This is a genomic window from Ferruginibacter sp., assembly GCF_014377975.1.
Lineage (GTDB): Bacteria > Bacteroidota > Bacteroidia > Chitinophagales > Chitinophagaceae > Ferruginibacter.
Genome location: NZ_JACMOO010000114.1, coordinates 1 through 11717, shown reverse-complemented (window position 1 = coordinate 11717; position 11717 = coordinate 1). Strand labels below are relative to the sequence as shown.

The window sequence follows — 11717 nt, the reverse complement described above, 5'->3', positions numbered from 1 at the left end:
CGCCATCTTCCCGTAGCCGATAATGGAAAAGTGATAGGCATCATTTCCATTGGCGATGTGGTAACCGCCATCATCGAATCGCAAAAAGAAACCATCTCGTACCTGCACAATTATATTTCCCAGTAAGGCTGATTTTTTATTTAACCAGCAGTTGTTTTTCATGGCGGTCCGTCGTGGAAACCATGTTTTGGTAATTAACGCTGCCCAAAACTTTTGTGCAGCCCAACGATATGATTTGCTTTCAAATTTAATGCTTCTATTTTTACAAACAGTTGGGGGCATTTTTCCACAAAAGCGATTTATCGGGAAGCTGATTACATGGTAAATGATCTTTATTTATAATTCAAAAGCCCCGGTAAAGCGGGGCTTTTGAATTATAAATAAGAGCTATAAAAGTTTACTCTTTAATAAACTTTAACACTACCACTCTTGATATCGTTTGCAGCCTTACATTGTAAATTCCGGGCGATAAATTATTAATGTCAACAGCAGCAGAAGCGCCATTGCCCGGAGCAAACAGCGTTTCCTTTAACTTGATTCCGTTTGCATCAATAATTTGTACAGTAGCATTTTCATTCAATCCGTTCAGTTTAATATTCAATATATTTGTTGCAGGATTAGGGGACAGATTGATACTAAAAAGTTCATTCTTAACATCTACGGAAACTATTTTACTATAAACAAATTTTCCACTGTTGTCCGTCATTTTCAACCTGTAAAAATTTACCCCATGCAAAGGCTGTTTGTCAATGGCAATATAATTTGTTTTTGAATTGGTATTGCCCTTTGCTGCAACATAACCAATTGCGGTGAAATCGTTGGTTGCGGTGCTACGTTCAATTATAAAACCAGAAAGATTTTGTTCGCTTGCTGTTTGCCATTGCAATAACGCGTTGTTATTATTTTGCAGTGAGGCAGTAAAATCCGTCAACACCAATGGTAACGGGCCACCGGTGGGGCCAAGTAAGTACCTCGCCACAACTCCAAAATTTCCGGGAAACTGGCCAAAGCCGGCTGCATACAAACTATTACCCGAAATCAACAATTTTGCTATTCTGTCGTTTGCTCTGCTTGCTGCGGTAACAACGCTGCCGCCGCCAAAGGTATTGTCTAAGCTTCCGTCCGTATTGTATCTCGTAATGGTGAAATCCTCATTGTTCCCGTTTTGATAGTATCCTCCTAACACTATTTTGCCATCATTTTGTATGGCAGCTGAAGTTTCGTATTCGCCATTCAGGTTGCTCACTACGGGTTGTCCTCCATTAAAAGTATTATCATCGGTACCATCAGCATTGATGCGTGTAACAGCAAATCTTGAGTCTGTCCCTTGTTTTTGAACAAATTCATAATACCCCCCGACAATAATTTTTCCGTTATTTTGAAGCACGAGCGACCTGAAATTAAGTACAGGATTTACACCATAATATTGCAAAACACGGATGCCGGTTGAAGCAAAGCTAATATCGGGGGAACCATCTGTATTATATCTTGCTACAGATGAAAAGGTATTTTTGCCTAATGCCAATATTTTGCCGTCCGCCTGTATTTTGAAATCATCACAAAAAAATGTTGTGTTTAATCGCCCACCCGTACCAAAACTCATATCAAGAGCCCCGTTTGTGTTGTAACGGGCAATACCCGTTCCGGCTACAATAATTTTTCCATCCTTCTGGATAGCCACGGCGGTTACTGTATCAGCATTGCTGAAAGCAGTTGTTTGCAGGCCGTTTCCATTAAAGGTAATGTCCATGCTGCCATTGGTATTATAACGGGCTATTGCAAACTTTCCACCCGAAACACCTGCAAGAATAATTTTTCCATCTGTTTGAATAGCGATGTCTTTTGCACGGTCGTCGGCACCTCCAAAATCAGTCATCAGTTTACCACCACCAGAAAAAGAATTATCAAAACTTCCATTGATATTATAGCGGGTGAGGGCAAAATCAACGTTCAATCCATTCCATGAATAGCCGGCAGCCAAAATTTTTCCATCTGGTTGAACAGCTGCACTTGTATAAAAAGTATATCCCTGGCTAAGGTGGTCAATCAGCAACCCAGTGGCATTGTAGTTAGGATCCAGACTGCCATCTGCAGCATTAAAACGTGCTGTTGCAATGCTAATTTTACTACCTTCAGTATTAATTCCTAAGGCAAATAATTTTCCATCAGCTTGAATGATCAGCGAGTTAACATAACTGTAGGAACCAACTGCCACTACCTGTTTCCCATCGCTGGAAAAGGAATTGTCTAGGCTTCCATTTGGGTGATAACGTGCAATAGCAAAGCTGCTGGTAGCGCTGGTAGACGTTTTGCCTGCCAATATAATTTTCCCGTCTGTTTGAATAGCAAGTGAATTAGCCTGGTCATTGGTGCCTCCAAAATCAATTGTCACATTCCCATTACTATTAAAAGTACTATCTAAACCACCTTTGGCATTGATGCGTGCCAGAGAAAAACCTCCATTAAGGCGCAGCACTATTTTGCCATCTGCCTGAACAGCAATTTCATTTATACCGCCAATATCTTCCTTGCCGTTGCCATTAAATAAATTATCAAGTGTTCCATCGGTGTTGTATCTTAATAGTACTGATCCACCTACCAAAATTTGTCCATTATTTTGAATGGTTACGCAATTGGAGTTTACGCGAAATCCAAACTGCACGCTACCTCCATTACCGAAACTACTATCCAGATTTCCGTCTGAATTATAGCGGGCAAGCTGAATTACCTGGTTAGAGGCATTGCTTACAAGACCATTGCCTGTAACAACTATTTTTCCATCAGTCTGCAGTGCCACACCGGTCGCAAAATTTGCAAAGCTAAATGCGGAAAGAATAATGCCGGATTCATTAAAACTATTGTCTAAACTACCATCCGTATTAAAGCGGGCTATTTCATAGGTTTCAGGCCCAATAATGGCGATGTATCCACTATTAATATTTATGGTACTGCCTGCAACTACTATCCTTCCGTCGGGCTGTAGTATCGCATGAGGACCCGTCATCACCAGCGAAACAGAAACGCCGTTTCTGCCATAACTTATATCAACCGATCCATCTGCATGTCGCTTATTGATTACAACCTGACCTGCAGTTTCCAATATAAAATAGAAACTGCCATCAGTCTGGTATAATACCTGCTGTCTTCCATAACTAAAATTTATGGGAGAACCCATATCAGTTCGTACAATTCCTTTTTCTCCAAACGATTGATCAAGTTCTGCGGTTTGAGCATATCCAAAACCAAGCAGGCAAACTACAAATAGTAAAGTGAGTAATTTTTTTTTCATACTGGTTATTTAGTTTTGTAAAACAGCGAGATTTGTCAGCCAAGCGAGACCAAACAAAAGGGAAATTCAGAAATTATTGGAGATAATGTTTCGGGTATCGTAGAAGTTGAACAGTATCCAAACTAAGAATATAAATATAACCTATTTTTCAACACAGAAAATAAAAAATTGGATCTCGCATATCTCGGACGGTTTTTTTCATAGCAAGATCCCTGGCAAACACACATACCTGGTAGGAAGTTGTAGCGAAGAGAAATATCGTTGACAACAATTTTTGCATTTTATTAGTATTTATCACCAGGGTGTTAAATTAAAACCTGATTAAATAAATATATCTACATTGCGAATATTTAAAAATTAAAAAAATGAATCCTAAAAAATTTACATGCTTTTTTTTAAAAATGATTGCGCAAAAAAAGGGCTTTCTTTTTGCCTTATTGCTGATGATAATATCGGGTGCTAATGCGCAGGACAAAGGCATTCACTTTGAACACGGCAGCAAATGGAAATTGATTCTTGAAACAGCCAAAAAGGAGAATAAATATATTTTTGTTGATTGCTTTACCACCTGGTGTGGTCCCTGCAAGTACATGAGTGCTAATATTTTCCCCAAGGAAGAGGTAGGCACCTTTTTCAATAATAATTTCATAAGCGCTAAGTTCCAGATTGATTCAACTACGAAAGATGAAGAAGAAATTAAAAATCAATATGCCGATGCCTCTTTTATTGCAAAAGCTTACAACATCAGGGCTTACCCAACCTATCTTTTTTTTAATTCGGATGGCGAACTGGTACACCAGGAACTTGGCAGCAGTGAGGCTGATGAATTTATTGCCAAGGGAGCCAATGCAATGAACCCCGGGAAGCAATATTTTACCCAGGTAAAAAAATACGATGCAGGAAACAGGGAGCCGCTGTTTTTAAAAAATCTCGCTATGGTTTCGCGGGGAGCATTTGACCAGGCCGGAACATCTAAATATGCGAGTGCCTATTTGGCCACCAAACCCGATCTGGAAAATAAGGAAACGCTCCGATTTATTTACGAAACTACGATGAGCAGTCGTGACGAGGGGTTTTCAATGATGTTGAGCAACCCGGCAAAATTTGAAACAGTAGTTGACAGGCATGAATTGCATGGTGCTTTGAGTGGATTGATCTCCAGAGATGAAGCAGAGAAAATTGATTATGGATTTCAAAAATTTGATACCAAACAATGGGAAACTTACTCAGCGGTATTAACAAAAAAGTATCCAGAATATGCAGATGAAGTACTGGTAGGATTTAAAACTTCCATTTTCAGAAATAAAAAAGACTGGAAATCCTATGCTTCGGCGATAAACCAATATGCCAGCTCCAAATACATAAACAATGCAGAACTAAATGACTTTGCATGGACCATCTTTAAAAATTGTAACGACAAAAAGCTACTGACAGCGGCGGCAGGATGGAGTAAAAAATCTTTTGAAAAAGAAACCAAACAGAATGCAACTTATATGGATACCTATGCCAACCTATTGTACAAACTTGGCCAAAAAGAAAATGCGATTATCTGGGAACAAAAGGCAATGACAGCAGATATTGCACAGGGCCATGATACAATCTGGGAACAAGAAGTAATCGGTAAGATAAAAAAAGGAGTACCTACCTGGTAACAGCAATGGATCGACTCTTATAAAAAGCCCTGCTCTGCATTACTGTATGGCGAGGCTTTTTTAATGGACTTGTGTACCATTCGGGGCTACTCAATTTTAATTTTTAAACGAATACCTCCGCAAAACAAAGGCTTTTAATATGCCTGGCAGCAAATATTCGCATAGCCAATACGTTGCAGTTTTATAAGCAAAGATGTAACGTTGTGTTTTAGTTTTATTGATATTGCATTAACTTATAAAACCGTCTCTTTTTTCATAACAATCCTTGTTAACCCACAGACCAGGAAGGACGTTGATAACAAATCTTCACCCAGGACTATTCGCTTATTAGGTAATTAATACCATCCGCCATCAACTAAACAAAAAAATACCAACAATAATTGGCGTGATGTCATAAGAATAAGCAATGATCATCATCATCTGCCAAAGCAGTGAATCCACAGACCAGATAAACCAAATTTACACAGCGCTTAAAATACAGACCCAAACCATTTACCCGTAAAAAAGCTGTAATTCCCCCTGCGGAAGTCAAATAAAATAAAAGTAAAGCTTCGCATTGTTTATTATCGGATTAGTTGCAATCTGGAGTAAAATGTTTACAAATATTTTTTAGAGATATAATATTATCTAAAAAATAAATCTGTCTGAAATGTTACACATAAATCAAATTCAAATAATGTCTCTGTCCCAGGTTATTAAATCATCAATTAATAATATTTTGAAAGTTTAACGATTTTTTAAACCTATTTAAAAATTAATTGTTCAGGTAAATAATAAACTAAAAGGAAAATACTAAAAAGTATTTTTAAAGCTGTTCGTTGTGAGATAATAAATAATAGTATTTATAATACAATTTTTAAAAAATTATATTCCAAAATATACATACTCTATCTATAAAAAGTTTCAAATAAATGATTTCTTCTTGCATAAATTTCGATGAATTACTAATCACTAACTAAAAAACCTATATTAACTATGAGAGTAAAAACACTCCTCTACCTGTCTATTCTTTTTTTGTTTATTTGTCCGGTGTTTGGGCAGACTAGTATAAAAGGCAAAGTTGTCGACGAAAGAAACCAACCATTAGCTGGTGCATCCGTATTAATAAAATCTACAAAAAAAGGAACTACTTCCAACGCAGACGGAAGTTTTACTTTATCAGTACAGCCAGGTACAAAACTAATAATTAGTGCTGTTGGTTACGATACCTATGAAATGGCAGCGGGTTCAAACATGGCAATTAAATTAAATGTAGATAATAAACTATTAAATGATGTGGTAATTACGGGAGTTGGCGTTGCTACCAGTAAAAAAAGAGTAGCCATCGATGTAGCTTCTGTAAATACAAAAGATTTTGCAAAAAGTGCTACTGGTTCTATTGAACAGGCACTTACCGGCCAGATAGCTGGTGCACAAATTCAGCAAAATGGCGGAACGCCTGGATCTGGATATAATATCATCTTAAGAGGTATTAACAGTCTTGGAAACAGCAATCCGCTAATATTGGTAGATGGGGTGCAGGTTTTGGATCTTACAAGCCTTGATCCTTCAAATGTAGAAAGAGTGGAAGTAGTTAAAGGTGCTGCCGGCGGTACTTTATATGGTGCACAAGGTGCAAACGGAGTTATTCAGGTATTTACCAAAAAAGGATCAATTAATAGTAAATTAAATATCAACGCCAGTTCAAAAGTAAGTGTTGATAATATTTTGCAAGGCAACAATATTCTTGCACAAAATCATCATTACATTACGGATGTTGCCGGTAATATTTTAAATTCTTCCGGAAATATTATTTCCCGGGACGCAACCGGAGCATGGGCGGATCCTGCAGTTCCGGACCCTGGTACCAGCCCCGCAACAGTAAATAATAAAACTTATGGGTTGCCTACTTTTAATCATGTAGACCAGGCTTTTCGTCAGGCACTTACTACCAATCATTCTATCAGTTTAACAGGCGGAGGTAATAGTATTGATTACGCTTTTACCATGTCGAGAATTGATCAGGAAGATGTATTCAGTAATAAATATAGCAGAAATAATATTTCTGCCAATCTTGGTTTTCAGTTGTTTAAAGGATTCACTTTCAGATCTTCTACCCAGGCAATTGTTGGCAATAACAATTTGTTAAATGGTAACAGGTTCGCAGTTTTAAATGCATATCCATGGGTAGATTTAAACTGGAGAGATTCAACCGGTCATAGAGCAATAAAAACTTCTGCAGCATCTAACCAAAACAATTCTTTATCTGAGCAGGAGTGGCATTCAACCACCAATCAGTCTTTAAGTATCGTTCAAAATTTCAACTTAAATTATAAGATCAATCGTTTTGTAGAAGTAGATTTTAAATATGGTTTGAATTACAGTAACAGGAATGGTGCTGATATTTATCAAAATCAAACCTTTGCTTTACAAAGCTCCTTACATTGGGGTACCGACAGACAGGGCAGCATTAGAAATTCAAATTCAACCGATACGTATAAAAATGCTTTGTCTACTGTATACTTAAAAACTGATTTTCTAAAAGATTTTCATTCAAAAATTCCCATTCGAACCGTAACCCAGATTTCTTACGATTGGAGAAGTGATAAATTTGCCAGCTATTACGCACAAGGTGTTCAGTTACCTACCTATCCTCCCACAAATATTAATGTTGCCGCAATAAAAACTGCAGGCGATAATAACAATGCGTTTACTACTTTTGGTGTATTAGTTAACCAAACTATTGATTATGCCAATTTATTCGGTATTTCGGCAGGTTTCCGTTCAGATTATTCTTCTGAGTTTGGTGCAGGTTCAAAACCATTTACTTTTCCAAGAGCATCCGTTTATTTCCGTCCTTCAGAGTTAATGGGTAATACTTTTATTACAGATTGGAAACTTAGGGTAGCCTATGGTGAAGCAGGTATTCAGCCAGATAGATACCAGCGCCAGGTTACTTTTGATGTTATGCCATTGGGAAGCAGTGTTGCATTGTCGCTTCCAAATGTAGCCAGCAACTCAAACCTGCGGGTACAGGTTAGTAAAGAATTTGAAACAGGCACCGATGTATCTTTTAATATATTTTCGGGTAACTGGTTTCATAAAGCGACCTTTAGCGGTACTTACTGGAAAAGAACATCCAGCGATATTATACAGCAAGCGAATGTTTCCGCATCTTCAGGTTTTGGTAACCGTGTAGACAATCTTACTACCATTTCATCAAAAGGGGTGGATCTTTCTTTAGATGCAAGTGTATATAATTCTCCCGATATAATTTGGAACCTTGGTGTAAGAGTAGGTTTTGCCCACAGTAAAATAGATAAAATATCCAATGGATTGGATATTATCTCCGGTGATTTTGCACTCAGGCAAGGACAAAGTTTAGGCTTATTTTACGGACAAACACCTTTGCACAGTGTAACCCAGTTGCAGGTAGATGGTAAAACCCCCTATATAACTGCAGCCAATCAACAGTTTTATACATTAGTTAACGGAAGTGTGGTAGATACCAGAACAAATGCAGTAAAATTGACCGCAGCAAACGATCTTTCTGTTATGGGTAATGCTTATCCTGATTTTACAGCTTCTATGTTTAATAATGTTACGCTGTTTAAAAAACTAACCATCTCTTTTCAATTTGATTGGATACACGGTAATAGTATTTATAACGAAACCAGGCAATGGTTATATTCTCCGGCTGGTGGTTCGGGCGGTTCAGGAGGTGTTTCTGCAGATTTCGATAAGCAAATTACCATCAACGGAAAAACAGGCGCTTTTGTTAATTACTACCAGAGTTTATACAACCTGGTTAAACCAACTTCAACCTTTGTGGAAGACGGATCTTTTGTTCGTTTAAGAGATGTATCTATTACTTACGACCTTACAGAAAAACTACATATTAGATGGTTAAAAAGATTAGCAGTAACCGCTTCGGGAAGAAATTTATTAACCATAACAAAATATAGTGGACTGGATCCGGAAAATACAGCTGCAGTGGATAGTCAGGGTAATACATTAAACGGTATTGGTGTTTCGAAAGGTGTAGACTTTTTCGGCGTACCTAATTTAAAGAGTTACCAGTTTGGAGTTAACATCGGATTTTAATCTTATAAATTTAATTAATTATGAAAAAATATATTTTTATTATACTTGCGGTAGCGGCTACGCTGGGAGCTTGTAAAAAATCAACACTTCAGCTCTCTAACCCAAACAATCCTACACCATTGGCCCTGGCTTCCGAGGCGGGCATAGAATCTTTTGCGATGGGTGTTTTTGCTAAATGGATCGCCAATGTTCCCGGCGAAGGAAACACTAATATTATGCAGATAGCTTTAATGATGCACAGTAATATGGGTGATGAAGATTTTTCGCCCTGGGCAAACTGGGGTTTGCGGTATGCTGCGAACGTATCTACCATTACACTACCTGCGCCCTATAATAAAACATGGACGAACCCAACAGGTTTAAGCCAAAAAGATATACTTGCATCAAATAACAGCCGTAAAGCAGGCGAATCTAACTCTACCCAATACGAATGGAATGTATGCAATTATATGAATGTGCAGGCCAATACATTATTGCTTGCATTGGATAACCCCGCTTTAAAATTTTCAGGTGATGCTGCTACAAAAAAAGGCATTTTAAAAGCCTGGGGTTATTGGTGGAAAGGATTTGCTTACTCACGTCTTGGATCAATGTATTTAAGTGCTATCATTAATAATGAAGCTGGCACTGGTGTAACCAATGGCAAGTTTTCCGATCATACAGCTATGATAAATGAGGCAAATGCCAATTTTGATAAAGCCGCTGCAATATTAGCAACACTGACTGAAAACGGAGATTACGATGCAGTGTTTAAAGCAATTGTGCCTGTTTTTAATTTAAACAATAATATCGTTACGCCGGCTATGTGGATCAGACAAATAAACACCTATAAAGCCCGTAATTTTTTAGCCAATACTAAAGTTGCAACAATGACAACTGCTGACTGGACTGCACTTTCAGCCCTTACTGCGGCAGGAATGGTAAAAGGTGATTTTTCCTTTTATTTTGGCATGGCTGCGGGTGCCATTAATGATTTATCGGGTAATTTTTATCATCCATTTGCATTTCACGCTTCTGGTAACGGGTTTGCATGGGTATCTGAGCGGTTAATTCAGGAGTTTAAACCAAATGATAACAGGTTAGCGGGTAACTATAATATAATTACAACCGGTCCGGTAGTTAATATACGCAACAGGGGTATCCAATTTGGAAGCAGGTACTTTGTGGTAGATATTGAAAACGGTGGTACTTATGGTACCGACAACAGTATGGGTGCCATTAGTATTGCTGGTACCTGGGAAGAAAATAGTCTGATGATTGCTGAAGGCAAAATTCGCACCGGCAGTGATATTGATGGTGGACTTGCTATAGTAGATGCCGTACGTGATGCGCAGGGAGCTGGTATAGCCCATGTTGCTAATACCGGATTAACACAAGCGCAGGCAATAGAAGAATTTAGAAGTGAAAGACGTGTTGCGCTTTACTTGCGTGGTACTGCATTTTACGATGCCCGCAGATGGGGTGTTACCACCTCAGTAGCCAATGGTGGCGGCCGTGCGAAAGCTAATATTTTAGTACCGGGTAGTTTAACTGGTAATGCTTCTGCTATAATTGTACCTTGCCTGGTAGATTATAATTATGTTGATTATTGGGATGTACCACAAAATGAACTTGATTTTAATGCGGCATCTGTAGGATCAGCACCCATTAAAAACTAAAAATCATACTGGATGTTTGTTGATAATATTTATCACCACCTGTTATGGTATTAAATGAAAGGAGTAAAGTTGAATTAATTTCAATTTTACTCCTTTTCATTTTTCAGGATATTTTTAACCCACATTGCAGTTACAACTATCTCAGATATTTAACCCACCTTGCAGCTAAGAATCTACAAATTGGCTAATAGCGTGGGTGTCAGTTTTTTTGAATGGCGGTTTGTGTACTACAAATTTAATTTTCTTAAAGGGTTTTGATTTTTGTAGTTTGAGGGCGTTGTGGATTTTTTTCAGGTCTTCGGTAGGTTCGGTGCATCGCTTAGTTTATATAATTTTATCAAAGCTATTTTGGCTGTTGTCAGCACCAGTTTTGTGTGGATGTTTTTCTTTTACTTCTTTCCAGTATGCCCGATTGTTTTAGCTGATAACATGATGTTTAAAATCCAATAGGCCAATATTCCAGGATGCAGATGAGCCATTGTTGCAGTGCCATGTTTATGATAAATCGATCGTAGGTCTATATCTGTTTTCAATATTCAAAAGATTGATTCTATCTCTCTGATGGGTTTGTTATGGATCATTCATTCCAACACTTCATCCGTATCTTTTAAATTTGTGTTTAAAAAATAGATACCCAATTTATTATTTTAGAATTAGGTGTTACACTGTATGTCTGTTTTTTAAAAAAGGGTCAATTAATGTTTTAGTTGTCATTGAGATGGCGGGCTACTTTATCTTTTGTACACTTTGGCAGCAGCTGTTCAAAAGCCAATATTTAAAAGTGTTTTATGGTAAACCCTGTCAAATTTAATGCGATAACTTTCGAACAGCCGGTAATAAGCAGCAATGTCTTTTTATGTTGGAATTATGTCTCACTGAAACTTTTAAATACATGGACTATAAAGCTAAAACTAGTTGCTGGTTTACGAACATCCCCTGTGTACTACAAATTGAAATACTGCTTTATGGTTAGTCTAAAAAATGTCACTGGAGGAGAGTACGAATAAAATGCTGCCGAAGCGTGAAATTATTTTG

General features: G+C 37.7%; 5 protein-coding genes. 4 read left to right on the top strand and 1 reads right to left on the bottom strand.

Annotated elements, in window-relative coordinates; translation table 11 throughout:
* Positions 1 to 126: CBS domain-containing protein (locus H7254_RS21435; protein WP_367875420.1), on the top strand; the 126-nt coding region annotated here is incomplete at its 5' end.
* 271 nt (positions 127 to 397) lie between these two features.
* On the opposite strand, the gene H7254_RS06735 is transcribed toward H7254_RS21435, so the two are convergent.
* Positions 398 to 3289 carry a T9SS type A sorting domain-containing protein gene (locus tag H7254_RS06735; protein ID WP_301932242.1) on the bottom strand — a complete coding sequence of 964 codons (2892 nt, stop codon included), beginning with the start codon at positions 3287 to 3289 and terminating at the stop codon, positions 398 to 400.
* A gap of 365 nt (positions 3290 to 3654) precedes the next feature.
* Between H7254_RS06735 and H7254_RS06730 the strand changes: the two genes are divergently transcribed.
* The 3 genes from H7254_RS06730 to H7254_RS06720 all read left to right on the top strand — a co-directional run bounded on the left by H7254_RS06730 (position 3655) and on the right by H7254_RS06720 (position 10682).
* On the top strand, positions 3655 to 4941 hold the full coding sequence (locus H7254_RS06730; protein WP_301932241.1) for a thioredoxin fold domain-containing protein: 1287 nt from the start codon (positions 3655 to 3657) through the stop codon (positions 4939 to 4941).
* Positions 4942 to 5916: 975 nt separating this feature from the next.
* Positions 5917 to 9024, top strand: coding sequence for a SusC/RagA family TonB-linked outer membrane protein (locus H7254_RS06725; RefSeq protein WP_301932240.1), 3108 nt, complete (start codon positions 5917 to 5919; stop codon positions 9022 to 9024).
* 20 nt (positions 9025 to 9044) lie between these two features.
* Positions 9045 to 10682 carry a RagB/SusD family nutrient uptake outer membrane protein gene (locus H7254_RS06720; protein ID WP_301932239.1) on the top strand — a complete coding sequence of 546 codons (1638 nt, stop codon included), beginning with the start codon at positions 9045 to 9047 and terminating at the stop codon, positions 10680 to 10682.
* The last annotated feature ends 1035 nt before the right edge of the window (positions 10683 to 11717 follow it).